The sequence below is a fragment of the Salmonella sp. WC3 genome (assembly GCF_042932255.1).
In the GTDB taxonomy this organism is placed as follows: Bacteria; Pseudomonadota; Gammaproteobacteria; order Enterobacterales; family Enterobacteriaceae; genus Salmonella; species Salmonella enterica.
In genome coordinates this window covers 489077-516076 of record NZ_CP170629.1, presented here as the reverse complement: position 1 = coordinate 516076, position 27000 = coordinate 489077, and the positions used below count along the sequence as shown (strand labels likewise).

The window sequence follows — 27000 nt, the reverse complement described above, 5'->3', positions numbered from 1 at the left end:
GTATTAACGGAAATTTACGCTCCTGTCACTGGTCATATCATACAGGCCAAACTTACGGCCAAGCTGTTGACCACCGTCACGCGTCAGCGGCGTCCAGCCAATTGCCGCACGACTTCGGGTTGGGCCGGACGAGAAGATATCCAGCGGCACGGAAACATATACGCCTTTGGTAAAATCCCCTTCCCCATATTCATCCGGCGACGCATCGGTAATCGTCGCGTAACCGCCGACAACGACGCCGCTATCGAAGCGTTTGGCGATCTCCAGCGTACCGCCTTTATCGCCCGCCAGATACTGACCAACGCTGGCTTTCACCAGCACATCCTGGGCGAACGACGGCGTCCAGTATGCGGTCAAATGTCCGGTCTTCACGCTGTAATCGGTAAACTTCATCATATCCTGCGCGCTACGCCAGTCACGCTGTTTCACGTAGTTGGCATCCAGGCCAAACGCCCAATTGCTGTCTACCGGGCGATACAGGACTTCCGCCCCGGCACCGCCAAACATGGTCTCCAGATAACCGCCATAGACCTGCCCATAGAAACCATTGCCAAAATACTGGAAGTAGTTGGCCTGTAGGTTATTCACATAAACATCGTTCTGCACATACTCACGGACATGCGTACGCACCCGCGGCAGATGCGAGTCCTTCGGCGGATTGGTGTAGTTAAATTTGTCGTAGTTGTTGGCGATATTGGCAAACACGCTGCCCGTGGTGAGCAGATGATCCGTGACCCACAGATCCGCAGTTCCCATTACGCCCAGCTGATACATATAGAAGTTTTCCGGGCCGCCTACCGACTGATTCAGCACGGGATCAAGATGAAAATCAACGCGCGACTTGTCGATATACCAACCCTGTTCAGTACTCTCTGGCACGATCGGCTCCACACGTTTTTGCGCCAGCGGAGTTTCATGTCCCAGCGGTTCGCCTTCCAGATGGCGTTTCAGGCTGGCGACATCGGTTTCAGTGGTGACCTGCGGCAGATTAAGGCGGTTTTCCGTCACGCGGATCGTGCGGATCCCCTCCGGCAGATCGTTCATGACGATCCGGTTAGCGCGCACGATCCCTTCACGGGAGTCGCGGTACTTCACCTGTTCGCCGGTAACGTACAGCGTATCGCCTTTGACCTGGATTTTCGGGTCCGCCAGACCGGCATTATATTTCAATAACGTTAATTGATTAGCCACTACCGAATGTTGCAGGATGGCATCCTGCGGCTGTGGTCGGTATTGCGGGCGTGAATTGTCATGATACGCGGGACGTAAATCGTTGAAATTGGTGCGCAGCGTAACGCCAAACATAAAGGTGTTGCCGCGCTCGTAGCTGAGGTTAACGTCGGCCCAATCGGTGACGCGGTAAATGGCGCCGACGTTAAACTTGCTCTTCTGTTCCAGTTTACCCGCAAAATCCTGCTGATAGTTATTGCCTTCATACTCCAGCTTCAGGCGTAGCGGTTGCCACGGGGTCTGGTATTCCACGCCGCCAAACAGCGAAGCCGGGCCGTGAAACATATCGCTACCGTCGACGGAACCTGCCTCTTTATAGCTGTTATCACGCGAACAGAATTTATCACTATACGAACAGAAAGGATTAGACACATTGCCGCTGGTGCCAAGATAGCCCCAGCCGAGACCTAATGAAAAATCAAACGGCCCCCAGGCCTTACTCGCTACAATATATTCCGCATCAAACAGCCCCGTTCCGCCGATATCGCGCGCGCCAACCGCCACCTGCGGCATCCAGTAACTCTCTTCCCACAACCGCAGTTTCACATCAAACGCTTTATCTTTGTAAGTCTGGTCGCCGGAGAATGATTCCACGCTGCTGTACTTTTTCGTACGGACATCGGTATAGCGCAACGTGGTTTCCAGCCACGGGAAAAGCTGAACCGAAGCCGAGTAGTAGCGGTACTGATCGTTATCGCGATAGTTCAGGCTCATCTCCCCTTCACGCGCCATACGCGCTGTCGGCGTTTGCAGCAGGCCCACGCCGCCAAAGTCAGATTGTGAAGGCCCAACAGGGGCTGGATATGTTTCGGCATGGCAGGCCGCGCTAATACCCAGCGCCAGCACGCTGAGCAGATGTGTTTTTTTCATTATTCCGGTATCCGCTGCGTCAGGGTATGAAGAATGTCGGCATTTATCGCCTCCGGCGTGCCGCGCCAAAGGGAATCGGCAAAACCGACAAAAATGATGCTGCCGGGCATCGGCTCGATATGACGTTTATTCCAGTAAGCCACCGGCGCTTTTTGGCTGCGTCCATCAGGGTAAACCACCCAGGCATAGCTACGATCCGCGCCGCTGAGTAAGCGCTGCCCCTCAAGATAACTGGCGACGTCCCGCCCAGGGACGAACGGCTGGCTGCCCGGCTGGCTAATCAAGCCAAAGAGCGTCACCTGCGTGGGTTGCGGCCCGACCCAGAGCGTGTAGTGACCTTGCAGCGGCGGGTTACCTCGTTCGCTCACCCGAACCACGTCAGGATCAAGATTCATGAATTGTCTGCCCGTCACCTTCACCGCCTGAATCTGTCGGCGTAGTGTGTTTATCGCCGCCGCCGCATCGCCATCTTCCTCAGCGCTGAGCGCCGCCAGTCGCCCGAGAAGTTCCTGCTGCTGTTGACGCGCCGTCACGGTCGCCTGTTCTTCGCCTATCACCGCCGCAGGCCACCAACTCGTTGCCAGGCGCGGCTGTCCGACTAAATCGAGCAGACGCTCAGCGTCTGTCAGCGTTTTAGGCTCGCTATTACCCTGGGTAAAAACGGTAACAGTGCCGCTGGCAAAGGCGGATGACGCGATAAAGGCCAGCGCCAGCGCGCTTATCATCCTTTTCATCATGATTTTGCCGCCTTAATCAGCGTGGTTTTCACCGGAAAGTAATTCGCGCCCAGATACTGTTCCGTCTGGCGAATTTGGCCTTCGCTATCAATCCAGTAGCGATTACGCCAGCGCGTTTGATCGGTCGTCACTTCTTCATCCAGCACCCGCACGGCGGTCTCTTCACTGCCGACGCTAACGCTATCGGTCCCTCGCCATGTAAAAACGGAACGGGCGGTGGCGTAACGCACCTGGCGATGTTCGGTCCAGCCCAGGGTGCGAGTCCAGGTCGCGCCATCGATAATCTGTCCTGGTTTCGCCAGCGGGTCGGCCGCCAGATTATTCACATCGATCAGGTTGTCGCCGCTGAGCAGAGTTTTGACCAGACGGCCATGCTGCGTCACGATCGTCGCGCCATCCTGCGTCACCCATTTCTGCTGCCCGTTTTCCGAGAAAGCGAGCACCACAAACAGTTGAGGACCGCCGTTAAGCTGCATGTACTGGCTGGCATACGGCATGTTTTGAATATCGTCATCCGTTAGCTGTACGCCTGGCGTACCGAACAAACTGTCCCACAGTGAATCGCCCAGGCCTTTAGTGGTGGCCGAACACGCCTGTAATAGCAGGCAAATCAGGATAAGTGCGAGTCGCTTCACGACGCTTCTCCAGAGGGGCAAAATAACCACACCGGAGTGTGGTTATGGTTAAACGTACCGATACTACTGGGTACTGGTGGTCGTGGTGGTCGTGGTTCCGGTATTGGAACCATCGCCGCCGCCGGTTGCCGCTAACGCGACGCCCACCGCCGAACTTACGGTGCTAACGCTGGTGGCGGAGGAGCTTCCCGCCGATACCGACGTCGCTGCCGACCCTGCCGCTTCACCCACCTGAACAGGGGCTGCCGAGACAGATGTCGCCGCAAGCGCGGTTATGGCAAAAATGCCATACAGTACTTTTTTCATCATAATTTCCCTTCATTGAATGAATGGAGATTTACCCAAAAGAATTTCGGGCGCTACCGAGTATACACAACCAAAGCAGGCGGATTATGTCCGGGAGAAATAACAGCGAAGTTTTAGGATAATTAAACTTTAAAGAAGTAACGCCTACATTATTTAATTAACAAACAAATAAAATCAATAAGTTAAAATTAAACTAAAAGACATCAGCATCCGTATAATCTGAAAATAATGCAGAGTGATTTTCTGGTTATTGCTTATTTTAGGATTAAGCTCAATATAAAATTGTGGGGATAAAGACGGACAAGCGGAATTATCTTATAAAAAAAGCCGATGTGAATATCGGCCTTTTTATTATCTTATTCTCTTTTTGCCGGATGGCGGCGAAACGCCTTATCCGGCCCACAGACGCTATGCATTACGTAGACCGGATAAGCGCAGCGCCATCAGGCGCGCCAGGCTTTATAACGGTTAATCAGACCGTTGGTAGAGCTATCATGGGACGAAATAGCTTTATCATCGCCCAGCTCCGGCAGAATACGGTTAGCCAACTGTTTACCCAACTCAACGCCCCACTGGTCGAAAGTAAAGATGTTCAGGATGGCGCCCTGCGTAAAGATTTTATGCTCATACAGCGCAATCAGCGCGCCCAGGCTGAACGGCGTAATTTCGCGCAGCAGGATAGAGTTGGTCGGGCGGTTGCCTTCAAACACTTTGAATGGCACAACGTGTTCAAGCTGCGCCGGATCTTTACCCTGATCGCGATATTCCTGCTCAACCACCTCGCGGGATTTACCAAACGCCAGCGCTTCGGTCTGCGCAAAGAAGTTAGACAGCAGCTTCTGATGATGATCGGATAGCGGGTTATGGGTGATAGCCGGGGCGATAAAGTCACACGGCACCATTTTAGTACCCTGATGAATCAATTGATAAAACGCGTGCTGACCGTTGGTGCCTGGTTCGCCCCAGATAATTGGGCCTGTCTGGTAATCCACGGCGTTGCCGTTACGGTCAACGTATTTACCGTTGGATTCCATGTTGCCCTGCTGGAAGTAGGCGGCGAAACGGTGCATATACTGGTCGTACGGCAGAATGGCTTCGGTTTCCGCGCCGAAGAAATTGTTGTACCAGATGCCAATCAACGCCAGCAGAATGGGTAGGTTTTTCTCCGCCGGAGTGGTGGAGAAATGCTTGTCCATCGCGTGCGCGCCGGAAAGCAGCTCGACAAAGTTGTCGAAACCGACGGACAGAATAATGGACAGCCCGATGGCAGACCACAGCGAGTAACGACCGCCGACCCAGTCCCAGAACTCGAACATATTGGCCGTGTCGATACCAAATTCGCCGACCGCTTTGGCGTTGGTGGAGAGCGCAGCAAAGTGTTTCGCCACGTGTTTTTCATCGCCTGCAGTTTTCAGGAACCAGTCGCGCGCGCTGTGGGCGTTGGTCATGGTTTCCTGGGTGGTGAAAGTTTTCGACGCGACCAGGAACAGCGTGGTTTCAGGGTTCACTTTCTTCAGCACTTCAGCGATGTGCGTGCCATCGACGTTAGAGACGAAGTGCATGTTCAGATGGTTTTTATACGGACGCAGCGCTTCGGTCACCATGAACGGGCCGAGGTCGGAACCGCCGATACCGATGTTCACCACGTCGGTGATGGCCTTACCGGTGTAGCCTTTCCACTGACCGGAGATAATCGCTTGCGAGAAAGTTTTCATCTTCTCAAGTACGGCGTTCACTTCCGGCATCACATCTTTGCCGTCCACGATGATCGGCGTATTGCTACGGTTACGCAGCGCCACGTGCAGCACGGCGCGGTCTTCGGTGCGGTTGATCTTCTCGCCGGAGAACATGGATTTAATCGCGCCGGCCAGATCGGTCTCTTTCGCCAGATCCTGTAATTTTGCCAGCGTCTCTTCGGTGATGCGGTTTTTGGAGAAATCCACCAGCATCAGATCGTCAAACGTCGCGGAAAATTTAGCGAAACGGTCGCTATCGTTCGCGAAAAGCTCAGCGATCGTAACGTCTTTCATTTCATCGTAGTGTTTCTGGAGCGCCTGCCAGGCAGAAGTCTGCGTTGGATTGATGTTTTTCATTAGCAATACTCTTCTGATTTGAGAATTGTGACTGGGATCGATTGTAACGCCAGTCACAGAAAAGTGTGATTGTTTTAGTGCCGTTGCCCCAGGCACTGTCGAATGAGGATAAAAAGTATATACCCTAAATAATTCGAGGTGCAGAAAGGCGGCAAATGGGTGAGTCGCCGGGCGCATAGATAAGCCAACATACTACAAACGGGTATCGGGGTTATAAGCGCTGTTACTGAGCCTAAACTCAGCATAAAAAATCCGCATAATCCCAACGTTGACAGTCCAGGCCACAGCTTTTATTTATAAATACGTTACTTGCATTTGCGCCTGCACCGGTTTCTGTTCTGCCCTTGTGCCATGGTCGCGTTTTTCATTTCCTGACACGAGGTTGATATGACAGAGATCGTTGTTTCCAAATTTGGCGGTACCAGCGTCGCCGATTTTGACGCCATGAACCGTAGCGCGGATATCGTACTTTCCGACGCCAATGTTCGTTTAGTCGTGCTTTCCGCGTCTGCCGGCATCACTAATCTGCTGGTGGCGCTGGCCGAAGGGATGGAGCCCGGCGAACGTTTCGCTACGCTCGACGCCATCCGTAAAATCCAGTTCGATATCCTTGATCGTCTGCGTCATCCAAATGTCATTCGCGAATAGATTGAACGCCTGCTGGAAAACATCACTATTCTGGCGGAGGCGGCATCGCTGGCGACATCGGCAGCCCTGACCGATGAACTGGTCAGCCACGGCGAGCTGATGTCTACCCTGCTATTTGTTGAGATCCTGCGTGAACGCGACGTACAGGCCCACTGGTTCGACGTGCGCAAAGTGATGCGTACCAGCGATCGCTTTGGTCGTGCGGAACCGGACGTCGCAGCGCTTGCGGAACTGGCCGCGCAGCAGTTGCTCCCGCGCCTGAGCGAAACGTTGGTCATTACTCAGGGCTTTATCGGCAGTGAAAGCAAAGGCCGCACCACGACATTAGGCCGCGGCGGCAGCGACTATACGGCAGCGTTGCTGGCTGAAGCGCTCCACGCCGCGCGGGTTGATATCTGGACAGATGTGCCCGGTATTTACACCACCGACCCGCGCGTGGTGCCCGTCGCGCAGCGAATTGATGAAATCGACTTTGAAGAAGCGGCGGAGATGGCAACCTTCGGCGCAAAAGTACTGCATCCAGCCACCTTACTCCCGGCCGTGCGCAGCGATATCCCGGTCTTCGTTGGCTCCAGTAAAGATCCGCAAGCGGGCGGTACGCTGGTGTGCAATAAAACCCAAAACCCGCCGCTGTTCCGCGCGCTGGCGCTGCGCCGCAATCAAACGCTATTGACGCTGCACAGCCTGAATATGCTGCACTCACGAGGTTTCCTAGCAGAGGTGTTCGGCATTCTGGCGCGGCATAATATTTCGGTAGATCTGATTACCACTTCGGAGGTGAGCGTTGCGCTGACGCTGGATACTACCGGCTCCACCTCCACGGGCGATACGTTACTGACCCAATCCTTATTGATGGAGCTTTCCGCGCTGTGTCGGGTCGAAGTCGAAGAAGGACTGGCGCTGGTCGCGCTGATTGGCAACAACCTGTCAAAAGCCTGCGGTGTTGGTAAAGAAGTGTTTGGCGTCCTGGAACCGTTCAACATTCGCATGATTTGTTACGGCGCCTCCAGCCACAATCTGTGCTTCCTCGTGCCGGGAGACGATGCCGAGAAAGTGGTGCAAAAGCTACATCAGAACTTATTTGAATAATCGCCCTGACACGACAGCGGGTGAGCGCTATCAGGCAATACGCTGCCGGATGGCGACGCAAACGCCTTATCCGGCCTGTCGCTGCTCCCGGCGTATAGCGCTTGTCGCTATACGCCATACCCGATATCGCTTACAGCATACGCCGCTGGTGCTGTTTTTCCGTGTGGACCCGCTTAACGATTTTATAGATCCACTGCAGTGTTAAATTGTACTTTTTGGCCAGCTCCGCATAATTACGCCCATCGCACTCGCTGTAAATCTGATAATCCCGTTCCGAGGCCCGGCCAGAGATACCTTTGGGGAAATAAATGCTTTGCCCGCCCCAGTTGCGCATCATTCTGTCAGCAATTGCCTGACCGGCATTTTCGGCTGACGCGCTATCAATATTCATGCTTTCAATAAGTACCTGCGACGCATGAAACGCCAGATCGTTAATAATCTCCGGAAGCCGAACCATTTCTTTTGATTTCTGAATCATATTTTATCTCCATATCCAGCACCATGCTTCCCGTGACGGCACCAAAAAGGGAAGCGTAAAAAACGGTGCAATAACTACCTATCAATATATTCAAAATATATATAAATATTTACTATCAACGGCATTTAATTATAAATTAAAAGAATGTATATATCGCTTTCAATTTATAATATGTATTTATTTTATAGGTGAAGTAAGCCTTCACTGATGTCATCATTTCACACAATACTGTATGTATATACAGTTAATTTTTTGCATTTTTTTCTGCGTTCGATCAAAAAGATCGCTTTCCTCACGATCGCGTGAATTTTTAAACTGACTTTAAAAATCAATAAGATAATTTTAATCAAAGATTATTATGACGCAGCAATACCGCCATCGTAGCCTGTCACAGACACATACTGACTCTCCGCAGGCAACCTCTACCCACTGCCTCGAAGGCTTTATTTATTCGTTTATTTGTTGGCATTTGACACCATGCGCTAAACATTTTTTAAAGTTATTTATTAAAGCCCTTTTCGTTCTTCCACTATGGGGAAAAGCGATACTTCTCTCTCAATTATCAGGAGATAGAGTATGCGAAAAATTATTGTTCCCCGACTTTCCGGCTGGCTGATTGCCTCTGTCGTACTGTTTGCGCTTATCGGCTGGACATCATCAGCGCAAATTCCGGTCGTCATCTATAAACTCAGTCTGGTTTCGTTATCAGCGGTGCTGGGTTACTGGCTCGACCGTAGTCTTTTCCCCTGGGCGCGTCCCGACTCCTTTTGCCCTTGGGAAGAATCGCTGTGCTGCGCCGCGGCGATGATTCGTCGCGCGATCATCGTTGCGGCAATTTGCCTTGCCGTCGCGCTGGGGCTGTAACGATGCGTTATCAATACGTATGCCTGGTCTGCGCTATGTCTTTCTTGTCTGCCGACGCTGCCGAACCGCCGCGCGCTTCTCTGCAATGGCGCAACGAAGTGATTCGTACCGCGCGCGAAATCTGGGGGCTTAACGCCCCCGTTGCTGATTTTGCCGGGCAACTACATCAGGAATCCGGCTGGGCGCCTGACGCGCTTTCTCCGGCTGGCGCGCAGGGTATGGCGCAATTTATGCCTGCAACGGCAAAATGGGTAAGCCAGTTGTACCCAGCGCTTCGCGAGAACAAGCCGTTTAATCCCGCCTGGGCGATACGCGCGCTGGTACAGTATGACCGCCAGTTGTGGAAAAGCGTGTTAGCAAAAAATAGCTGCCAGCGAATGGCTTTCACTCTGAGCGCCTATAACGGCGGGCAAGGCTGGGTGAACAGAGATAAAAAGCTGGCCGCCGCAAAGGGGTTGGATGCATCCATCTGGTTTGAACATGTAGAACGCGTTAACGCCGGGCGCAGCGCCGCAAACTGGCGAGAGAATCGTCACTACCCCAAAGCGATTTTATACCAACATGCTCCCCGTTATTTGCAATGGGGGCAGGCTAGCTGCATTCATTAATCAGAGGGAGTAATGAAACTCAGTATCGATTTTTGGGAAGTCATCTCCCTCTTACTTTCGTTTGTTGGATTAATGTTTGCTGCCGGTAAATTGCTGCTGGCGCAAATTGAAAAACGGCTGAATGAACGTTTTGAAGCACTGGAAGCTGCCCGACGCGAATCAGAAATAGGCTGGTCCAGGCTCGAAAGAGAATTTCTGGAGTTCCGCGCCGATTTACCGCTGCATTATGTCCGCAGAGACGACTATCTTCGCGGCCAGGCCGTTCTGGAAGCAAAACTGGATGCGCTATATAGCAAAATAGAACTGATTCAACGAGGTAACCATTAAACAAATCCCCGTCGTTTATACGCCGGGGATTTTTTATTTGTTTTAACTTTTTTCTCTAAAGGAGATTAAAAGACGCCTGATGCCTGATACATCAAAATACGTCTGAACGATAACGAAGAGAGAATATTATCTCTCCCGGTAAATCAAGGAAAACCGTATATGGAAACATTATCTGTTATACATACCGTGGCGAATAGACTACGTGAATTAAACCCTGATATGGATATACATATTTCATCAACCGATGCGAAAGTATATATCCCAACAGGACAGCAGGTAACGGTATTAATTCACTACTGCGGTTCGGTTTTTGCCGAACCAGAAAATACGGATGCCACGGTACAAAAACAACTAATCCGGATTTCCGCCACCGTTATTGTTCCGCAAATAAGTGACGCGATAAACGCGCTGGATCGTCTACGTCGCTCGTTGGGGGGCATTGAACTTCCCGACTGTGATCGTCCGCTCTGGCTGGAAAGCGAAAAATATATCGGCGACGCCGCAAACTTCTGCCGTTACGCCCTGGATATGACCGCCAGCACCCTGTTTATCGCGGAACAGGAAAGCAAGGACTCCCCCCTGCTGACAATCGTTAATTATGAGGAAATTCAATGAAATATATCTACAGTGGCCCGGCAAGCGGCGTCACGCTCGCCGACGGTCAGGAAGTCTTACTGTGGCCCAATAGCGAAATCTCGCTGCCGGAAGATAACGAGTGGGTAATCACCATGATTGCCCGCCGTCACCTGGTGCCAGTGGTTACGCAAGAAGTAGAAACTAACGAAGAGGAAATTGTCCATGGCAGCTAATTACCTGCACGGTGTAGAGACCATTGAGATCGAAACCGGCCCACGTCCGGTTAAGGCGGTTAAATCTGCGGTTATTGGTCTGATCGGCACCGCGCCATGCGGCCCGGTTAACCAGCCGACGCTGTGCCTTTCTGAAAGCGACGCGGCGCAGTTTGGCCCAGGCCTGGCAAATTTCACCATCCCGCAGGCGCTGAAGGCGATCTACGATCACGGCGCGGGGACGGTCGTGGTGATTAACGTGCTGAATCCGGCGGTACACAAAAGTACCATTCCCAGTGAAACCGTGAAGGTTGATGACAACGGTCAGATTCAACTCAAGCACGGGGCCGTGCAAACGATGAACATTGGCCGCAGCACGAACGCCGGAAACGCTTATATCAAAGGCACCGATTACACCATTGATATGCTGACCGGTAAAATCACCTGCATGGGGACCAACCTGAAACCCGGCGTTCAGGCCTATGTAAATTATACTTACGCGGACCCCACCAAAGTGACTGCCGCCGATATTATTGGCGCGGTAAACACCGCGGGTGACCGTACCGGCATGAAGCTGTTACAGGACACCTGGAACCAGTTTGGTTTTTACGCAAAGATCCTGATTGCGCCGGTCTTTTGTACGCAAAACTCGGTCGCCGTTAAGCTTATCGCTCAGGCAGAAGCGCTGGGAGCCATTACCTACCTTGATGCGCCCATCGGCACGACTTTCCAGCAGGTTCTGGCAGGGCGCGGCCCGCAGGGGGCGATTAACTTCAATACCAGTTCCGATCGCGCGCGTCTGTGCTATCCGCACGTTAAAGTGTACGACAGCGCGACGAACAGCGAAGTCCTGGAGCCGCTCTCCTCCCGCGCCGCTGGCCTGCGTGCCAAAGTGGATCTGGAAAAAGGCTTCTGGTGGAGCAACTCAAACCAGGAGATTCAGAGCATTACCGGCGTAGAGCGCTCGCTGTCAGCGATGATCGACGATCCGCAAAGCGAAGTGAATCAACTGAATGAAAACGGCATCACCACCGTCTTCAACAGCTATGGCTCCGGTTTGCGCCTGTGGGGTAACCGTACCGCCGCCTGGCCGACGGTTACTCATATGCGTAACTTTGAGAACGTGCGCCGTACTGGTGATGTGATTAACGAATCCATTCGCTATTTCAGCCAGCAGTATATGGATATGCCGATTAATCAGGCGCTGATCGACGCGCTAACCGAATCGGTGAACACCTGGGGCCGCAAGCTGATTGCCGACGGCGCGCTGTTGGGTTTTGAATGCTGGTACGACCCGGCGCGTAACGAACAGACTGAACTGGCAGCCGGGCATCTGTTGCTGAGCTACAAATTCACTCCGCCGCCGCCGCTGGAATGTCTGACGTTTGAAACCGAAATTACCTCTGAATATTTAGTTTCTCTGGAGAGCAATCGCTAATGGCTGGAAAAATTCAAATTAACCGTATTACCAACGCCAATATTTATCTTGATGGTAATAATCTTTTAGGTCGCGCGAGTGAAATTAAACTGCCTGATATCAGCATGATTATGCAGGAGCATAAAGCGCTGGGGATGGTCGGTAAAATTGAACTGCCTGCCGGTTTTGACAAACTGGAAGGTGAAATTAAATGGAACTCGTTTTACCACGACGTCATGCGTAAAACGGCAAACCCGTGGCAGGCGGTGGCATTGCAGTGCCGCTCCAGTATCGATTGTTATAACTCGCAGGGTAAAGCGGATCAGTTAGCGCTGGTGACGCATATGACCGTAATGTTTAAAAAGAACCCGCTGGGAACGTTTAAACAGAATGAAAACCCGGAATTCAGCAGCGCCTTCGGCTGCACTTATATTAAACAGGTGGTTGACGGTGAAACGCTTCTTGAACTGGATTATCTGGCGAATATTTTCCGCGTAAATGGCGCGGATCAATTAAATGCCTACCGCAATAATATTGGCGGTTAATTACTTCGGGGCTACGGCCCCGAATTTAACACGACGAATAAGGACTACACCATGAACGAAAAATATACCCTGCAATTCCCGTTTACCTCCGCCGCCGGGGAACGTATCGACGTTCTGCAATTACGTCGCCTGAAGGTAAAAGATATGCGCGCCGCGCGACGCGCCAGCGATAAACCGGAAGAGTGGGATGAGCCGCTGATGGCGGCTATGACCGGGCTGGTAACCGAAGATCTGGCGGAAATGGATCTGCTGGACTATCAGGCATTGCAGAAACGATTTCAGGCCATGCTTAGCATGGCTACAGAACCCACAGCAACTGTGGCAGGCAATGGCGCTGCTGGCGAGGTGGTTTCGCTTTCCGCCCAGTGAAATTGACGCGCTGTCGGTTGACGATTTTACCCGCTGGCTGGACGAAGCCAGCGCGCAAATTAAACACGAATACGACTCGCAGGCTTAATGCCTGCGGGTTTCCTGACCCAAGCCCGGTTCACTCCTTCCCTGTCCTTTTTCCGGCAAGCAGCCTGTTACCGGGCAACTTATACGAGACACTATTTTGGCCAACGACATTATTACTCAGCTTCAGGCGCGTAATGAGACGTTGACGCAGGCAATAGCCCGTTACGGCTCACTCAACGCCAGCACGCTGCACACGCTCAGCTTTGAGCAAACAAAAATCACCCGGCTTACGCAACAGCTCGCTAACTCTGCCCTTCGCCGGGAAGAGAACGATAAACAGCGCGTCGGGTTGCTGGAAAAAACACAAACGTTCGCCGGACAGCTCGGCAAGCTCCTGAACATTGAGACTCCCGACTGGAAGCTGCCTTACGAATTTCAGGGCAACATGGTCGATATGGCGGCGAAAGGCGGCATGGATAACACCGCGCGGGACGCCCTGAGCCTGAATATCCGCGACTGGAGCCTTGATTTCAACCAGGATCAAAAAGATCAGCAAAGCACCGCCGCCACGATGATCGAAGGCGGCGTTAGCGCATTGCAGGATCTTAGCCGCTACATGCCCGATATCGCCAAAGCCGCGACCGCCTCCCGCGACAGCGCGCAAAACTGGGCACAGGCGGCTCTGGCCACTCGCGACAAACTGAACATCGCCCCTGACGACTTCCGTTTTGCGCAAAATATGCTGTACAGCGTGGCAAAAAGCGGCGGCGGCTCCGTTGCAGAACAAACCCAGTGGATTAACGCCTTTGCCGGAAAAACCGGCACTCAGGGGAGGGAAGGCATTGCGGAACTGACCGCAACGATGCAAATCGCCATGAAAAACGCCCCTGACGCAGGCGCGGCGGCAGCGAATTTCGACCATTTCCTGAAATCTACCTTCTCAAAAGAGACGGACAGTTGGTTTGCCCGCCAGGGCGTGGATCTTCAGGGATCGCTGCTGGAACATCAGCAAAACGGGATCGGCGTGACGGAAGCGATGGCCCACATCGTGCAGATGCAACTGGAGAAAATGAACCCGCAGATCCTCGACACCTTCAGGCAAACCATGAAGATTGAGGATCTTTCCGCGCGCGGCGACGCGCTACAGGCCATGACGGAGAAATTTAACCTCGGCGCGATGTTCGGCGATGCGCAAACGCGGGATTTTCTTGCCCCGATGCTGGCGAATATGGACGAATATCGCCAGCTAAAAGCCTCCGCAATGCAGGCGGCGGGGCAAAATTTTATTGATGATGACTTCGCCGCGAAAATGACATCGCCCAAAGAACAGACCAAAGCGTTACAACTGGCGCTTAACGATCTGTGGCTGACCGTCGGCCTGGAACTGATGCCCGCCATTGGCGAACTGGCGCAAAGCATCACGCCGCTGGTGCGGCAGTTCAGCGCCTGGCTGCGGGAAAATCCGGCGCTGGTGCAAGGGGTCGCCAAAGTCGTTGGCGTTATCTGGCTGTTCAACGGGGCGCTGAATATTCTCAGGCTGGGAGCAAACCTCATTGCGTCACCGTTTATTCGCCTGATCGATATCTTCCTGAAGGTCAAAGCCGGTCTGGCGCTGGGCGGCGGCAGTCGCGCGCTGTCGGTTCTGAAATCGTTTGGCAACGGTGCGAAAAGCCTGACGATGCTGCTGGGAAACGGCCTGATAAAAGGGCTACGGCTGGTCGGCCAGACGTTTATCTGGCTGGGTCGGGCGCTGCTGATGAACCCTGTTGGCCTGACCATCACCGCTATCGCAGGCGCCGCATACTTACTTTATCGCTACTGGGAACCGATTTCCGGTTTCTTTGCCGGAGTCTGGGAGCGCATCAAAACCGCCTTTGACGGAGGCATTGCCGGCGTCACGCGTTTAATTCTCGACTGGTCGCCGCTGGGGCTGTTTTACCGCGCCTTCGCCAGCGTACTGGACTGGTTTGGCATTGAACTCCCCGCCAGCTTCAGCGAATTTGGCGGCAATATTCTCGATAGCCTGATCAACGGCATTCTGAATGCGCTTCCTTTCCTGAATGGGGCGATTGAGAAGATAAAAGCGCTGATCCCCGACTGGGCGAAAAGCGCGCTGGGCATCAGCGCTGAAATGCCGTCTGTCGCCGCCGCCGTCCCCGGTATTGCCGGAACAATGGTCGCGCAACAGGCCAGCGCGCCGCTGGCATCGGAAGCGAAAGCGGTGACAACCTCGGCCAAAACGATGGCCTCGCCGCAGCCTGTGAAGACGAAAAGCGCCGCCACGCCGCCGACGCCAGCCGCGCTTCCCGGCAAATCCGGCGGGAAACCTTATACGCTGCCCTCCCGCGCGCAAAGCAACGTGCAGGTACACTTTTCCCCGCAGGTTACCGTGCAGGGAAGCGGCGCGAATGCCGCCAAAGATATCAACAACGTGCTGTCGCTGAGTAAACGCGAGCTGGAGAGAATGATTAACGATGTCATGGCGCAACAACGGCGCCGGGAGTACGCATAATGTATGCCGTATTAGGCGAAATAGAATTTGACGTCGTCGCTTACTGGGACGAATTTGAAAGCACGATGGGCGTGGATTATACCAGCCATGCCCGTATTGAAGGGAAACCGGGCGTGCAGTTTATCGGCGATAAGCTGGACAAAATCACCCTGAAATTCAACTTTCATAGTCAGTATTGCCAGCCGACCACCGAGCTGAACCGTCTGCGGGAAGCCATGACCGCGCACCAGGCGATGGCGCTGGTGTTCGGCAACGGCGATTATCGCGGCTGGTTCGTGATTACCGATCTGACCGCTACCCACCAGCACACCGATCCTTACGGTAACGTCATTGCCCAGGGCGGCAGTTTGTCGCTACAGGAGTACACCGGCGATCCGAAGAGCCCGCTGCTGCCTCCGGCCATCACCACCCAGGAACCGAACATTGACGAGATGTTGGATGAGCTTCCTGACGTTAGCGATTCCTGGTTTGATGAACTGATGAGCGCCGTTGAAGAGGGTATGCGTGAAGCCAAAGAGATGATGGATGAGGTGGCCGACGCCATTGATGACATCAAAAAAACGATCGCCCAGGCGAAAGAGCTGGTGAAGGAAGCCAAAGCGCTGAAAGAAAAATGCGGCGATATCGTCGATTCGCTGAAAAAAACCATTAGCGCGATAGACGCGCTGTTCCAGCAGCCGCTGGATTTGCAAACGCTGGCCGGGCTGCCGAAAGCGCTGGCGGCAAAAATGCAGGAACTGATCGACAGCCTGCCGGGGATCCGCGAATGCGCGGGCGATGCCGGCACGCTTATCGAACACGCTGAATCGCTGTTTGACGCTATCACCAGCAGCGTCGCGGAAGCGACTTACGACAGCGCCGCGACGCTGGTCAATCAGGCGCGCGGCACGCTGCAAACAAGCGCCCCTGACGTGAGCCAGCTTGCCGCCGCTGATATTACGAGGAGTCTGTAATGCGCTACCTTGAACATGTCACCACCGACGGCGAACGCTGGGATAATCTCGCCTGGCGCTATTACGGCGATGCGCTGGCCTACGAACGCATCATCGCGGCCAATCCGCACGTCGCTATTATGCCGGTTTTGCCGTCAGGCGTGCGGCTGATCATCCCGGTTATCAGCGTCACGCAAACTACCCCGGAGCTACCGCCATGGCTGAGATAACGGTATCCGGAGGGGTGTTCGCCACCCTGACGCCCATTTTTACCCTTTGGTACGGACATAAAGAGATCACTTACGACATCGCGCCTTATGTCACCAGCATCAGTTACAGCGACAGTATTAAAAACGAGTCGGATGTCATTGCCATTGCGCTGGAAGATAGCGCCGGGCGCTGGGTAAACGAATGGTATCCGGGAAAAGGCGACACGCTGGCGCTGCGCCTGGGCTACCAGGGTGAAGATCTGCTCGATTGCGGAACCTATATCATTGATAAAATTGATATCAGCGCGCCACCTTCGACGGTCAATATCGACGGTATCGCCACCTCGGTCAGCAAAGCGCTACGCACCAAAAACAGCCAGGGCTTTGAGGAGACGACGCTTTCCGCCATCGCCAGTCGCATCGCGCAAAAACACGGTTTAACACTGGCGGGCAAGATTGCGCCGCTGACGATTGATCGGGTCACGCAATATGCCGAAACCGATGTGGCGTTTCTCAAACGGCTGGCGAGTGAATATGGCTATACCGTGAAAGTGACGGCGACGGAGCTGATCTTTTCGCATCTGCCGACGCTGCGCTGTCTGGCGCCGGTGAAGACGCTCAGGTGGACGGATATTTCGCACTACACGTTCAAAGATACCATCAACCGGATCTACAAAAACGCCACCGTGCAACATCAAAATAGCAAGCAAAAAGAACTGGTTATCTACACCCATGACAGCCAGGAAAAAGCCCCGGCGCGCGGTGCGGCGACCAGCGCCGATACCCTGAAGATTAACAGTCGCGCTCCGGATACCGGCGCGGCGCAGGCTAAAGCCAATGCCGCGCTGGACAGCCACAACGAATACCAGCAAACCGGCACGCTCAGCATGATGGGCTGCCCGCAGTTGACGGCGGGCAATAAGATAGAACTGAGCGATTTTGGCGTACTTTCCGGGCAGTGGCTGATTGATAAATCCATGCACAAACTCACGCGTAGCGGCGGCTACACTACCGAAATCGACATTTCACGCGGACCGGCAACCAGCCAGTAAGGAGACAATATGAAAGGCGTTACCCGCCAGACGGGCATTATCAGCGATATTGATGAGGCGGTCGTGCGCGTCAGAGTCACTCTACCGGAGTGCGATAACCTGCGCAGTAACTGGCTTGCGGTGCTGCAACGCAACACGCAGGACAACAAAGATTACTGGTTGCCGGATATTGGCGAACAGGTGGAGGTTTTGCTCGACGACAACGGCGAGGATGGGGTGGTGCTGGGCGCGGTCTACTCCAGCGTGGATACCGCGCCGCTGGCCTCGCGCGACAAGCGCTACGTGCAGTTTTCCGACGGCGCGGCCTTTGAATATGACCGTGCGTTACACCAGCTCACCGTCAACGGCGGCATAGAAAAAATCGTCATTGAAGTGAAGGAACGTACGCAGCTTACTTCACCGCAAGTAGAGGTCAGGGCGCAGCACGTCACGGTGATATCAGAAACCGTAGACGTGGCGGCCACCTCCGTGGGCGTCAAGGCGGTAGATGTCAACGTGGAAGCGCCCCATACGGGCATTAAAGCGCTGAATGTCACCGTCGATGCGCCGCTCAGCACCTTTACCGGCGACGTTACCGTGATGAAAAAACTTACCTGGCTTGGCGGTATGGCCGGTAGCGGCGGCGTCGGAAACAGCGCGGTTATCACGGGCAACGTGAATGTCCTCGGCAACGTTAACGCCAGCGGCACGCTGATGGACAACGGCGGCAACTCTAACCACCACTCCCACTAACCTGCAAATTGCTGCTGGATGGTGGCTTCGCCTTATCCAGCCTGCAAAAGGTGCATAAACACCGGCCCGGTAAGCGCAAAAGCGCCACCGGGCAAATTGCTGGAGGATATTTATTTTCAGCGCAACGTGATTAGTCCCTTTTCGCGCGCTATTTCCGATGAAAATGTAATCACTTTGCGCTGCAAATATTGCATATATGTATATTGGAAAACTAACGCTATTTTTTACTTTAACTTCGCCCTGTTTACATAAAATCTGCTGTTCAGGAATGATCCTCTCAGTTTTGTCTGGTAGACTTCGCTGAATTACAACTTCTTGATTGCTATAATGATAAAATTATTTATAAAGTACGTTTCGATAGGCGTACTTAATACTGCTTTGCACTGGGCTATCTTTGCCCTTTGCGTCTATGGATTTCAAACAAGTCAGGCTTTGGCAAACGTAACGGGCTTTGCTGTCGCTGTCAGTTTTAGTTTTTTCGCTAACGCCCGGTTTACCTTTGGAGCCAGCGTATCAACCGGACGTTATTTGCTGTACGTCGGTTTTATGGGCGTGCTGAGCGCCGTCGTGGGATGGACAGGCGACAAGTGTGCTATGCCTCCCATTTTTACGCTCATTGTATTTTCCGCAATTAGCCTTATTTGCGGATTTTTATATTCCAGATTCATTGTTTTCAGGAATGAGAAATGAAAATTTCATTAGTGGTTCCCGTCTTTAATGAAGAGGACGCGATCCCTATTTTCTATAAAACGGTCAGAGAATACAGTTCACTTAAACCTTATAACGTTGAGATTATCTTCGTTAATGATGGGAGTCACGATGCGACTGAATCAATCATCAGCGCATTAGCTGTTGCCGATCCTCTTGTTGTTCCGATCTCATTTACCCGCAATTTTGGTAAAGAACCTGCACTTTTTGCCGGATTGGATTACGCGACCGGAGATGTGGTGATCCCTATCGATGTTGATTTACAAGATCCCATCGAAGTAATCCCACATTTGATCAATAAATGGCAGGCTGGTGCAGAAATGGTGCTGGCTAAGCGTATCGATCGTTCAACGGATGGCCACCTGAAGCGTAAAAGCGCTGAGTGGTTCTACAGGCTGCATAACAAAATCAGTACGCCAAAGATTGAAGAGAATGTCGGTGATTTTCGATTGATGTCGCGCGAGATTGTAGAAAATATCAAGCTATTACCAGAACGTAACCTTTTCATGAAAGGTATACTTTCATGGGTTGGAGGTCAAACAGATGTTGTCGAATATGCCCGTGCTGAACGTGTCGCAGGTAGCTCAAAATTTAATGGCTGGAAACTCTGGAACCTGGCGCTGGAGGGGATTACAAGTTTTTCTACTTTCCCTTTGCGTATCTGGACGTATATAGGAGTGAGCGTTTCTGCCCTCTCCCTGATATATGCCATGTGGATGATCATTGATAAATTGATGTGGGGAAACCCTGTTCCTGGTTATCCTTCGCTTATGACCGCGATTCTCTTCTTAGGCGGCATCCAGCTTATCGGCATAGGCATCATGGGTGAATATATCGGACGCGTTTACACGGAGGTGAAGCAAAGACCCCGCTATATCGTGAAAAACAAAAAAACAATGATGGAATAATGATTACTATGCTCAAGATATTACCGAAAACGGCGATGATACTACTGGCTTTTTTGGCCATTTTTCTTATTGAATGGTATACCCCCATTCACTCTGATGATTACCGCTATTACCTTTTAGGAATTTCGCCGGAATCACATTTTCATCATTATATGACCTGGAGTGGCAGGATTATAGCTGATTACACCAGCGCACTCATCCTGTATACACGTTCTCAACTCGTGTATTCCATCAGCGCTGCCGTTTCGACACTGGTATTTTGTTATTTCATTGTGAAGACACCCTCAGGCACATTACGCTGGAATAAATCCGACTACTTATTATTCCCACTAATATTCTTCACTTACTGGATTTCGAACCCGAATTTGGGTCAAACCACTTTCTGGATCGTTGGTGCTGCGAATTATTTGTGGACGAATCTGTTCGTTGTTGCATGGCTGTTCTTCTTTTACACCATAACAATAAAAAACAGTAAAGCGATCAGCCCGTGGGTTGCATTACTAAGCTTTATGGCAGGCTGTTCCAATGAAAGCGTCTCACCTTTCGTCTCGCTTATTTCTGTTCTGGCCATTGCATACGAGTTATGGCAAAACAAATCTGTTTCGCGCAATAAGATAGTTTATAGTCTCTGTGCAATCGCAGGTTCATGCGTATTGATACTTTCTCCGGGCAATTTCATCCGCGCCAGCGGAAAAGAATTCTGGTATGGAAGGCCGATTTTTGAACGTATTTTCATTCACTTAACAGAACGCGTTCATAACCATCTGGCGCTGATCTGGATAGCTTATGTTGTTTTGTTATTGCTGGTCTTACTGGTCATATTCAATAAGCAGATTCGCGCCAAAATTGATAAAACGTCCCTTATCTGCGCTGCGTTAGTCGTATGTATAGGTATTGGCACTTCCTTAATCATGTTCGCGTCGCCGTCCTACCCCGATCGGGTTATGAACGGTACGTTTATGTTTTTCCTTTTAGCTATCTCCTTCATCGCTTACGCCCTGTTGAAAAGTGGCGTTAAGGCTGGAGTCGTCGGCGTAACTGCCGTGACTGTCCTCTGTGGTATCGTATTCCTTTGGTCCTATTCATTGATGCTTAACGGTTATAAAAAAACGGCCGGACAGGAAATCGTAAGACAAAAAATCATTACTAAAGAAATAGCGGCAGGTAAGCAGGAGTTTATCATCCCTGACTATTATTTCGTCAAATTGCAAAATAGCGGTGGTCATTTTGGTTTATTCCATGATCCTGCTGTTTACGGCGAGTATTATCATGTACAAGCTATTTTCAAAAAGAAAGTCAATTTTGATTATTCTGTAATCGCTAATGGAGCGAAGCACAGCCTTTCCAATGAAACGACGGCTTATAGCAACACCCGCGGGGATTTCGCTATTATCAGCCGGGAGCAGCTAACGGGTTCGATCACACTCTCGGTTAATGGACGGCAGAAAACGATTCCAGTTGAAAAAATGAAGCACGCAGAAATCAATGATGAATTCTGGTACTACGCTTCTGTAGGCAAAGGTGAAATTACAGCAATTTCATTTTAACTTTACGTAAAACGCGATCTTCGCCATTTAACAAAATGTGCATCAACACAGGCCCGGTAAGCGCAGAAGCGCCGCCGGGCAAAACACATTCTGACCCCGCCATCAATTATTTCCTTAAAGCGCTTTAATATCTCTCCCCCCGCCGGAAGGCGAAAATAGCCTCATGAACACGAAAACACGACCCTCGACCCTGCACTGGCAACCTGCCTTGCAACGTCCTGAAGAATACGTCTGCGGGCTGGATGATATTCATCAGGCAATACACATCATTCTGCGCACGCCGCGCGGCAGCGATCCCCACAGGCCGCTTTTTGGCAGCAATCTGTGGCGCTATATCGATTACCCGATCGAGCGGGCTATTCCGCACGTTGTTCGGGAGTCGGTGGAAGCGATTCGCATGTGGGAACCCCGCTGCCGGTTGCTGAAGGTGACGCCGACGATTGACGGCGAACACCTGACGTTACGCGTGCAATGGCGCGCCGCAGACGGCGTAATCAACTCAACGGAGGTGTTATGGCGATAGCCGAACCCGACTTTATTGACCGCGATCCCGCGCAAATCACCAGCGAGATGATTGCGCAATATGAAGAAGCCAGCGGTAAAAAACTCTATCCGGCGCAGGCTGAGCGGCTGCTCATTGACCTGTTTGCTTATCGTGAAAACCTTGTCCGCATCGCCATCCAGGAGGCAGCGAAGCAAAACCTGGTCGCGTATTCCCGCGCGCCGATGCTGGATTATTTAGGCGAGCTGGTTGGCGTTCACCGTCTGCCCACTCAGGCGGCGAAAACCACGCTACAGTTTTCCGTCACGACAGCGGCTAAAAGTAACCTGGTGATTCCACAGGGTACCCGCGCCAGCGCGTCGGATAGCGTGATGTTCGCCACCGACGAAGATGTTCTGTTGTCTGCGGGCAGCCTGAGCGTTGCGGTAACTGCAACCTGTGTAGCAACCGGTGAATCCGGCAATAACTGGCAACCTGCGCAAATCAGCGCGCTGGTGGATCGGGTGGGCAATTACGATCTCAGCGTCACCAATCTGACGGCCTCAAGTGGCGGCTGCGGCGAAGAGAACGACGACGCGCTACGTAAACGCGTCCAGCTAGCGCCGGAAAGTTTCAGCAACGCGGGCAGCTATGGCGCCTATCGCTTCCATACGCTCTCGGTCAGCCAGTCGATTATCGACGTGGCGGTGCTGGGGCCGGATGAAGGGCTGGCGGAAGGCTGCGTGGAACTCTATCCGCTGACCCTAAATGGTCTGCCGGGGCCGGAGCTTCTTGCCCAGATCGAACGGGAGGTGAGCAAAGAGAAAAAGCGCCCGCTAACCGATAAGGTGAGCGCTAAATGTTCTCCGCGCGTGGCTTATCAGATCCGCGCCCGGTTGACGCTGTTTACCACCGCCGATCAGGAGACGACGCTTGCCGCCGCGCGTGAAGCGATTAATACATGGACGCGCTCGCGCCAGACCCGGCTGGGCCAGGACATTGTGCCAAACCAGATAATTAAAGTGCTACAAGTGGATGGCGTTTACGACGTCGCGCTGGATATGCCCGCGAAAAAGGTATTGCAGGCGCACGAATGGGCGGAATGTACGGCTATTGACGTGACGATTGCCGGAGTCAGCGATGGATAAACTGCTTCTGCCGCCGCCGCTGGCCAGCGACGAACGTTTCTCGGTTCTGGCAAATATTGCCGCCGAACGCTTTGCGCAAATCGACCTGACGGCGTTGCTGGTCTATCTGGTGGATATCGTTGATGCCTCGGCACTGCCCTCGTTGGCCGGACAGTTTCATGTTCAGGGGCTGGAGGGCTGGCTATTTGCCGCCAATGAACAGGAGAAACGAGAGTTAATCAAACAGGCGATTGAACTGCATAAATATAAAGGAACTCCCTGGGCCGTTCGCCGTGTACTGGAAATATTATCCTTACCCGGCACGATTTCCGAATGGTTTGAGTATGGCGGTAAAGCTTATTTCTTCAAGGTTGAAATTAAGCTAATCAATCAGGGCATGGATGAAAATCTGTTTAATAATCTGGTCGATCTTATTCATGAGTATAAGAACGTGCGCTCAAAGCTGGAAGCGTTAATTGTCTGGATAATTAACCAAAGCGCTATTCCTGTTATCGGCAGCGCGCTTTACGGTGGAGAAATAACGACCGTCTTACCCTTCCAGGTTCTGGAAGTTCAACAAACTAAACCGTTCTATTTCGGTACAGGGCAATGGAGCCTTGAAATTACATCTATTTACCCGGAGTAATTATGGATAATGAGTTTTATACCCTCCTGACCGACAGGGGAATGGCGAAAATCGCCAGCGCCCTTGCGGACAAAAAACAGCTACATCTGCAAAAGATGGCGGTTGGCGACGGCGGCGGACAGTATTATGAACCGACCGCCAGCCAGACCAATTTACGCCACGAAGTCTGGCGCGGCGAGATGAATACGCTGACCGTTGCACCGAATAATCCCAACTGGCTGATTGCCGAACTGGTGCTGCCGGAGGACGTTGGCGGCTGGTATGTGCGTGAAGTGGGCGTGTTCGACGACGAGGGCGAGCTAATCGCCATCGGCAAATTCCCGGAATCTTACAAACCGCTGTTGCCCGGCGGCTGCGGCAAGCAGGTCTGTATCCGCCTGATTATGGAGGTCTCCAACACCACGGCGGTGACGCTGACGGTCGATCCGAGCATTGTGCTGGCGACGCGCGACTATGTGGATGTCCGGCTGGACGAGCATGAACATTCGACAAATCACCCGGATGCGACATTAACGCAGAAAGGGTTTACGCAGCTCAGTAACGCCACCGACAGCGATGACGAAACCAAAGCGGCCACGCCAAAGGCGGTGAAAGCGGCAATGGCGGAAGCGCGTAATCAAACGCATACCTGGAACCAGATCACTGGCGTTCCGGACGGCACGCTGACGCAAAAAGGAATTGTTCAGCTTAGTAGTGCTACTGATAGTACCAGTGAAGTACTGGCTGCAACGCCAAAAGCGGTAAAGGCAGCAATAGATAAAGCACTTGGTGCTGAGGCATATCCTGTTGGTGCACCGATCCCATGGCCTTCAGATTCTGTGCCTTCCGGCTATGCAGTAATGGCTGGGCAAGCATTTAATAAAACTATATATCCTAAACTGGCTACGGTATATCCTTCGGGTATACTTCCTGATATGCGAGGGTGGATAATTAAAGGTAAATCGGCGAATGGACGTGTTATCTTATCTCAAGAGCAGGATAGTATTAAATCACATACACATACACATACAGCAACAACAGGATTCACCGATCTTGGAACTCAAACATCATCGCTATTCGATCACGGAACCAAAACAACGAACGGCGCTGATTTAGGTTCGAAAACAACTTCATCATTCAACTATGGAACAAAGTCTACTAGTTCTACTGGAGCACATACACATACAGCAGCTGGACATCAAGATTCGGCAGGTTCCAAAATTGGAACACAGTTTGCCCTTGCAGATGGTGGCCCTGCGGCAACCTCATCTCCAACAAGTTCATCCGGTAATCATTATCACTCTGTAACAATGGGAGCGCATACACATGCGGTAGTGATGGGCTCACATACACATACGATAACGATGGGTACACATACACACTCTATTACTTTGGGAACGCATAACCATACTCTAACCATTAACTCTACAGGCGATGCAGAAAACACCGTTAAAAATATCGCGTTTAACTATATCGTGAGGCTCGCATAATTATGTTTACTTTTTCAAATGAACCACAGGTTTTATCCGTTTTTAATTTTTCATCGGATACCAATGAATACATTGGTGAATCCGATGCATATATTGCGCCAAACACCGGATTACCGGGTAATTGTACGCAAGTACAGCCTCCAGAAATAAAACTAGGATTCACACCCGTTTGGCTTGGTGAAGAATGGCAATTAGTCGAAGATCATCGTGGACAGATCGTTTATGATAAAGAGTCCGGTCACCAAGTGAATATTACCGAACTGGGGGGACTCTTTGAAAATGTCACTATAATTTCCCCGATGAGCAAATTTGATCGCTGGAACGGTGAAACATGGCAACCTTCAATTACTGATGCTAAAGCAGCCAAAATTCAGCAAATCAAAGCTCACCGTGATGATGTTACCGCCGATTATATCGTTATCGACGGCAACCATTTCCACAGCGATGCTAACAGCCGTATTCAGCAAATGTCACTCACCAGAATGGGTCAGACAAAGCAGATTCCGGCAGGGTTAATGTGGCAGACCAAAAATAACGGTTTGACTGAACTGACCAACGACATCGCCGCGCAGTTTGAAACCGTCACTATGGATCACGATATGCACCTGTTTGCCAACGCGCAGCGGCATATTGCGGCGGTAGAAGCGCTGGGGGATATCCAGGAAGTGCTCGACTACGACTATTCATCAGGCTGGCAGCCATGAGTCAAACCACCGTCTGGCTCGCTTGCTATAAGGGGCGATCGGAGTATCGCGGCATCGCCAGGTTTGTCGACTGGCTCACGCGCAAAGTCACGCGCGGTATCTACTCTCACTGTGAACTGGCGGTAGAACACGGCGGTAATGAATACCTCTGTTACTCCGCGTCGTTTCGCGATCGCGGCGTGCGGGGAAAGATAATACCGTTACCGGACGATAAGTGGGATAAGCTACCGTTAAAGGCCACGTTGCCGGAAGTGGAAGTCTTTTTCCGCAAACACAACGGCAAACGCTATGACTGGCAGGGCGCGCTTGGTATCGCGCTGTATAACCGGGAGCGCAAAGATAAACTGTTTTGCAGCGAGTTTTGCGCTGAGTTTCTCGGACTAAACGATAGCTGGCGCTACTCCCCCAGCCACCTTTATGCCTTAGTCAGTAGCTGGCAATACGATTGTTGAATCTCTCGCCGGGTATAAAGCCCGGCGATGTTGAATTAAAGTAATACCCTTTATTATTTATTTTTTAGCATCAAATGTTCAGTTTGCATAGCAAATGAAGTATTATAAAAAACCATCTTATAGTATTTTTACCAATTGATATGTGAACCCCCTACGATAATAACATTTATTTAACAAGCTAGCTTTCTTCATTGGAGGAAGAAAAAATCAAACTCTTACATTGCTTATTATTTTCCATATCTAAAAAAGGAAGTGGATTACGGGAATACTGGCGGCATGAGATTATTCGCAGGAATGAATTTTCATTATGTCGATTACTTATGCAGGCCAATAACAATCGCCGTCGTAACTTTTTATTTTGGTGGCGTCTGGCAAATGAGATGTATATCTATGGCTCAAAAAAACAGAAAAAAACTGGATTATGGATTAATCGCAAGCTAAATTCCAAATTTGGAATTGATATAGAGCTGGGAGCAGTAATCGGCTATGG

Annotated in this window: 29 protein-coding genes and 2 pseudogenes; 25 read left to right on the top strand and 6 right to left on the bottom strand. The window is 51.7% G+C overall.

What is annotated here, in order from left to right:
* Positions 1-3: 3 nt before the first annotated feature.
* The 5 genes from ACFK9X_RS02475 to pgi form a co-directional block, all read right to left on the bottom strand.
* Positions 4-2100 carry a YjbH domain-containing protein gene (locus ACFK9X_RS02475; RefSeq protein WP_000750804.1) on the bottom strand — a complete coding sequence of 699 codons (2097 nt, stop codon included), beginning with the start codon at positions 2098-2100 and terminating at the stop codon, positions 4-6.
* Positions 2100-2837 (bottom strand): capsule biosynthesis GfcC family protein, encoded by a 738-nt coding sequence (locus tag ACFK9X_RS02470; protein WP_151115426.1) that lies wholly within the window; start codon positions 2835-2837, stop codon positions 2100-2102. The genes ACFK9X_RS02475 and ACFK9X_RS02470 overlap by 1 nt, the downstream gene beginning before the upstream one ends.
* Complete coding sequence (locus ACFK9X_RS02465; protein ID WP_000824807.1) at positions 2834-3472, bottom strand: YjbF family lipoprotein; 639 nt, start codon at positions 3470-3472, stop codon at positions 2834-2836. Before ACFK9X_RS02465 ends, ACFK9X_RS02470 begins: the two co-directional genes overlap by 4 nt.
* Positions 3473-3535: 63 nt before the next feature.
* Positions 3536-3778, bottom strand: coding sequence for an exopolysaccharide production protein YjbE (gene yjbE / locus ACFK9X_RS02460; protein WP_001541297.1), 243 nt, complete (start codon positions 3776-3778; stop codon positions 3536-3538).
* A 443-nt stretch (positions 3779-4221) separates the two neighbouring features.
* Complete coding sequence (gene pgi, locus ACFK9X_RS02455; protein WP_000790027.1) at positions 4222-5871, bottom strand: glucose-6-phosphate isomerase; 1650 nt, start codon at positions 5869-5871, stop codon at positions 4222-4224.
* 387 nt (positions 5872-6258) lie between these two features.
* Here pgi and lysC point away from each other — a divergent pair.
* Positions 6259-7608: pseudogene (gene lysC, locus ACFK9X_RS02450) on the top strand (lysine-sensitive aspartokinase 3).
* Between the two features lie 130 nt (positions 7609-7738).
* Here lysC and ACFK9X_RS02445 read toward each other — a convergent pair.
* Entirely contained in the window at positions 7739-8086 is a 348-nt protein-coding gene (locus tag ACFK9X_RS02445; protein ID WP_000615248.1) for a Mor transcription activator family protein, read from the bottom strand.
* A 576-nt stretch (positions 8087-8662) separates the two neighbouring features.
* On the opposite strand from ACFK9X_RS02445, the gene ACFK9X_RS02440 reads away from it, so the two are divergent.
* The 24 genes and pseudogenes from ACFK9X_RS02440 to ACFK9X_RS02325 all read left to right on the top strand — a co-directional run.
* Entirely contained in the window at positions 8663-8950 is a 288-nt protein-coding gene (locus ACFK9X_RS02440) for a putative holin (RefSeq protein WP_001226439.1), read from the top strand.
* A gap of 2 nt (positions 8951-8952) precedes the next feature.
* Positions 8953-9558, top strand: coding sequence for a lytic transglycosylase domain-containing protein (locus tag ACFK9X_RS02435; protein ID WP_079898325.1), 606 nt, complete (start codon positions 8953-8955; stop codon positions 9556-9558).
* 12 nt (positions 9559-9570) lie between these two features.
* On the top strand, positions 9571-9885 hold the full coding sequence (locus tag ACFK9X_RS02430) for a hypothetical protein (protein WP_000777267.1): 315 nt from the start codon (positions 9571-9573) through the stop codon (positions 9883-9885).
* A 159-nt stretch (positions 9886-10044) separates the two neighbouring features.
* Entirely contained in the window at positions 10045-10500 is a 456-nt protein-coding gene (locus ACFK9X_RS02425) for a Gp37 family protein (RefSeq protein WP_000449433.1), read from the top strand.
* On the top strand, positions 10497-10694 hold the full coding sequence (locus tag ACFK9X_RS02420) for a hypothetical protein (RefSeq protein WP_000875314.1): 198 nt from the start codon (positions 10497-10499) through the stop codon (positions 10692-10694). Before ACFK9X_RS02425 ends, ACFK9X_RS02420 begins: the two co-directional genes overlap by 4 nt.
* Positions 10684-12111 carry a phage tail sheath family protein gene (locus ACFK9X_RS02415; RefSeq protein WP_151115424.1) on the top strand — a complete coding sequence of 476 codons (1428 nt, stop codon included), beginning with the start codon at positions 10684-10686 and terminating at the stop codon, positions 12109-12111. The genes ACFK9X_RS02420 and ACFK9X_RS02415 overlap by 11 nt, the downstream gene beginning before the upstream one ends.
* Entirely contained in the window at positions 12111-12635 is a 525-nt protein-coding gene (locus ACFK9X_RS02410; RefSeq protein ID WP_000907494.1) for a phage major tail tube protein, read from the top strand. The genes ACFK9X_RS02415 and ACFK9X_RS02410 overlap by 1 nt, the downstream gene beginning before the upstream one ends.
* Before the next feature lie 51 nt (positions 12636-12686).
* Positions 12687-13004: a phage tail assembly protein gene (locus tag ACFK9X_RS02405; RefSeq protein ID WP_001003640.1), complete on the top strand. Its 318-nt coding sequence runs from the start codon at positions 12687-12689 to the stop codon at positions 13002-13004.
* Entirely contained in the window at positions 12964-13092 is a 129-nt protein-coding gene (locus ACFK9X_RS02400; protein ID WP_001185655.1) for a GpE family phage tail protein, read from the top strand. The genes ACFK9X_RS02405 and ACFK9X_RS02400 overlap by 41 nt, the downstream gene beginning before the upstream one ends.
* Before the next feature lie 96 nt (positions 13093-13188).
* Positions 13189-15543 carry a phage tail tape measure protein gene (locus ACFK9X_RS02395; protein ID WP_151115422.1) on the top strand — a complete coding sequence of 785 codons (2355 nt, stop codon included), beginning with the start codon at positions 13189-13191 and terminating at the stop codon, positions 15541-15543.
* The gene (locus ACFK9X_RS02390; protein ID WP_017465891.1) at positions 15543-16496 is read left to right on the top strand and encodes a phage tail protein; all 954 of its coding nucleotides are present in this window, start codon (positions 15543-15545) and stop codon (positions 16494-16496) included. Before ACFK9X_RS02395 ends, ACFK9X_RS02390 begins: the two co-directional genes overlap by 1 nt.
* Positions 16496-16705, top strand: a complete 210-nt coding sequence (locus ACFK9X_RS02385; protein ID WP_001269716.1) for a tail protein X — start codon at positions 16496-16498, stop codon at positions 16703-16705. Before ACFK9X_RS02390 ends, ACFK9X_RS02385 begins: the two co-directional genes overlap by 1 nt.
* Positions 16693-17736, top strand: a complete 1044-nt coding sequence (locus ACFK9X_RS02380) for a phage late control D family protein (RefSeq protein WP_151115420.1) — start codon at positions 16693-16695, stop codon at positions 17734-17736. Before ACFK9X_RS02385 ends, ACFK9X_RS02380 begins: the two co-directional genes overlap by 13 nt.
* Before the next feature lie 9 nt (positions 17737-17745).
* Positions 17746-18468: a phage baseplate assembly protein V gene (locus tag ACFK9X_RS02375; protein WP_000679393.1), complete on the top strand. Its 723-nt coding sequence runs from the start codon at positions 17746-17748 to the stop codon at positions 18466-18468.
* Positions 18469-18795: 327 nt separating this feature from the next.
* Positions 18796-19158, top strand: coding sequence for a GtrA family protein (locus tag ACFK9X_RS02370; protein WP_000593184.1), 363 nt, complete (start codon positions 18796-18798; stop codon positions 19156-19158).
* The gene (locus tag ACFK9X_RS02365; protein ID WP_000703634.1) at positions 19155-20084 is read left to right on the top strand and encodes a glycosyltransferase family 2 protein; all 930 of its coding nucleotides are present in this window, start codon (positions 19155-19157) and stop codon (positions 20082-20084) included. The genes ACFK9X_RS02370 and ACFK9X_RS02365 overlap by 4 nt, the downstream gene beginning before the upstream one ends.
* Entirely contained in the window at positions 20084-21631 is a 1548-nt protein-coding gene (locus ACFK9X_RS02360; RefSeq protein WP_151115418.1) for a DUF6056 family protein, read from the top strand. The genes ACFK9X_RS02365 and ACFK9X_RS02360 overlap by 1 nt, the downstream gene beginning before the upstream one ends.
* 163 nt (positions 21632-21794) lie before the next feature.
* Complete coding sequence (locus ACFK9X_RS02355) at positions 21795-22154, top strand: GPW/gp25 family protein (protein WP_001093501.1); 360 nt, start codon at positions 21795-21797, stop codon at positions 22152-22154.
* Complete coding sequence (locus ACFK9X_RS02350) at positions 22145-23260, top strand: baseplate J/gp47 family protein (RefSeq protein WP_151115416.1); 1116 nt, start codon at positions 22145-22147, stop codon at positions 23258-23260. The genes ACFK9X_RS02355 and ACFK9X_RS02350 overlap by 10 nt, the downstream gene beginning before the upstream one ends.
* Entirely contained in the window at positions 23253-23885 is a 633-nt protein-coding gene (locus ACFK9X_RS02345; protein ID WP_023993553.1) for a phage tail protein I, read from the top strand. The genes ACFK9X_RS02350 and ACFK9X_RS02345 overlap by 8 nt, the downstream gene beginning before the upstream one ends.
* A 2-nt stretch (positions 23886-23887) precedes the next feature.
* Positions 23888-25354, top strand: coding sequence for a phage tail protein (locus ACFK9X_RS02340; protein ID WP_151115414.1), 1467 nt, complete (start codon positions 23888-23890; stop codon positions 25352-25354).
* A gap of 2 nt (positions 25355-25356) precedes the next feature.
* Positions 25357-26058, top strand: a complete 702-nt coding sequence (locus tag ACFK9X_RS02335; protein ID WP_151115412.1) for a DUF4376 domain-containing protein — start codon at positions 25357-25359, stop codon at positions 26056-26058.
* Complete coding sequence (locus tag ACFK9X_RS02330) at positions 26055-26510, top strand: hypothetical protein (RefSeq protein ID WP_000084337.1); 456 nt, start codon at positions 26055-26057, stop codon at positions 26508-26510. The genes ACFK9X_RS02335 and ACFK9X_RS02330 overlap by 4 nt, the downstream gene beginning before the upstream one ends.
* A gap of 252 nt (positions 26511-26762) precedes the next feature.
* A pseudogene (locus ACFK9X_RS02325) lies at positions 26763-26989 on the top strand (hypothetical protein); the annotation flags it as partial.
* Positions 26990-27000 lie beyond the last annotated feature (11 nt).

What these genes read in the sequence shown, in the direction of transcription:
- ACFK9X_RS02475 (WP_000750804.1), bottom strand. Translation starts at nt 2,100, where the DNA reads ATGAAAAAAACACATCTGCTCAGCGTGCTGGCGCTGGGTATTAGCGCG.
- ACFK9X_RS02470 (WP_151115426.1), bottom strand. Translation starts at nt 2,837, where the DNA reads ATGATGAAAAGGATGATAAGCGCGCTGGCGCTGGCCTTTATCGCGTCA.
- yjbE (WP_001541297.1), bottom strand. Translation starts at nt 3,778, where the DNA reads ATGAAAAAAGTACTGTATGGCATTTTTGCCATAACCGCGCTTGCGGCG.
- pgi (WP_000790027.1), bottom strand. Translation starts at nt 5,871, where the DNA reads ATGAAAAACATCAATCCAACGCAGACTTCTGCCTGGCAGGCGCTCCAG.
- ACFK9X_RS02445 (WP_000615248.1), bottom strand. Translation starts at nt 8,086, where the DNA reads ATGATTCAGAAATCAAAAGAAATGGTTCGGCTTCCGGAGATTATTAAC.
- ACFK9X_RS02440 (WP_001226439.1), top strand. Translation starts at nt 8,663, where the DNA reads ATGCGAAAAATTATTGTTCCCCGACTTTCCGGCTGGCTGATTGCCTCT.
- ACFK9X_RS02435 (WP_079898325.1), top strand. Translation starts at nt 8,953, where the DNA reads ATGCGTTATCAATACGTATGCCTGGTCTGCGCTATGTCTTTCTTGTCT.
- ACFK9X_RS02430 (WP_000777267.1), top strand. Translation starts at nt 9,571, where the DNA reads ATGAAACTCAGTATCGATTTTTGGGAAGTCATCTCCCTCTTACTTTCG.
- ACFK9X_RS02425 (WP_000449433.1), top strand. Translation starts at nt 10,045, where the DNA reads ATGGAAACATTATCTGTTATACATACCGTGGCGAATAGACTACGTGAA.
- ACFK9X_RS02420 (WP_000875314.1), top strand. Translation starts at nt 10,497, where the DNA reads ATGAAATATATCTACAGTGGCCCGGCAAGCGGCGTCACGCTCGCCGAC.
- ACFK9X_RS02415 (WP_151115424.1), top strand. Translation starts at nt 10,684, where the DNA reads ATGGCAGCTAATTACCTGCACGGTGTAGAGACCATTGAGATCGAAACC.
- ACFK9X_RS02410 (WP_000907494.1), top strand. Translation starts at nt 12,111, where the DNA reads ATGGCTGGAAAAATTCAAATTAACCGTATTACCAACGCCAATATTTAT.
- ACFK9X_RS02405 (WP_001003640.1), top strand. Translation starts at nt 12,687, where the DNA reads ATGAACGAAAAATATACCCTGCAATTCCCGTTTACCTCCGCCGCCGGG.
- ACFK9X_RS02400 (WP_001185655.1), top strand. Translation starts at nt 12,964, where the DNA reads ATGGCGCTGCTGGCGAGGTGGTTTCGCTTTCCGCCCAGTGAAATTGAC.
- ACFK9X_RS02390 (WP_017465891.1), top strand. Translation starts at nt 15,543, where the DNA reads ATGTATGCCGTATTAGGCGAAATAGAATTTGACGTCGTCGCTTACTGG.
- ACFK9X_RS02385 (WP_001269716.1), top strand. Translation starts at nt 16,496, where the DNA reads ATGCGCTACCTTGAACATGTCACCACCGACGGCGAACGCTGGGATAAT.
- ACFK9X_RS02380 (WP_151115420.1), top strand. Translation starts at nt 16,693, where the DNA reads ATGGCTGAGATAACGGTATCCGGAGGGGTGTTCGCCACCCTGACGCCC.
- ACFK9X_RS02375 (WP_000679393.1), top strand. Translation starts at nt 17,746, where the DNA reads ATGAAAGGCGTTACCCGCCAGACGGGCATTATCAGCGATATTGATGAG.
- ACFK9X_RS02370 (WP_000593184.1), top strand. Translation starts at nt 18,796, where the DNA reads ATGATAAAATTATTTATAAAGTACGTTTCGATAGGCGTACTTAATACT.
- ACFK9X_RS02365 (WP_000703634.1), top strand. Translation starts at nt 19,155, where the DNA reads ATGAAAATTTCATTAGTGGTTCCCGTCTTTAATGAAGAGGACGCGATC.
- ACFK9X_RS02360 (WP_151115418.1), top strand. Translation starts at nt 20,084, where the DNA reads ATGATTACTATGCTCAAGATATTACCGAAAACGGCGATGATACTACTG.
- ACFK9X_RS02355 (WP_001093501.1), top strand. Translation starts at nt 21,795, where the DNA reads ATGAACACGAAAACACGACCCTCGACCCTGCACTGGCAACCTGCCTTG.
- ACFK9X_RS02350 (WP_151115416.1), top strand. Translation starts at nt 22,145, where the DNA reads ATGGCGATAGCCGAACCCGACTTTATTGACCGCGATCCCGCGCAAATC.
- ACFK9X_RS02345 (WP_023993553.1), top strand. Translation starts at nt 23,253, where the DNA reads ATGGATAAACTGCTTCTGCCGCCGCCGCTGGCCAGCGACGAACGTTTC.
- ACFK9X_RS02340 (WP_151115414.1), top strand. Translation starts at nt 23,888, where the DNA reads ATGGATAATGAGTTTTATACCCTCCTGACCGACAGGGGAATGGCGAAA.
- ACFK9X_RS02335 (WP_151115412.1), top strand. Translation starts at nt 25,357, where the DNA reads ATGTTTACTTTTTCAAATGAACCACAGGTTTTATCCGTTTTTAATTTT.
- ACFK9X_RS02330 (WP_000084337.1), top strand. Translation starts at nt 26,055, where the DNA reads ATGAGTCAAACCACCGTCTGGCTCGCTTGCTATAAGGGGCGATCGGAG.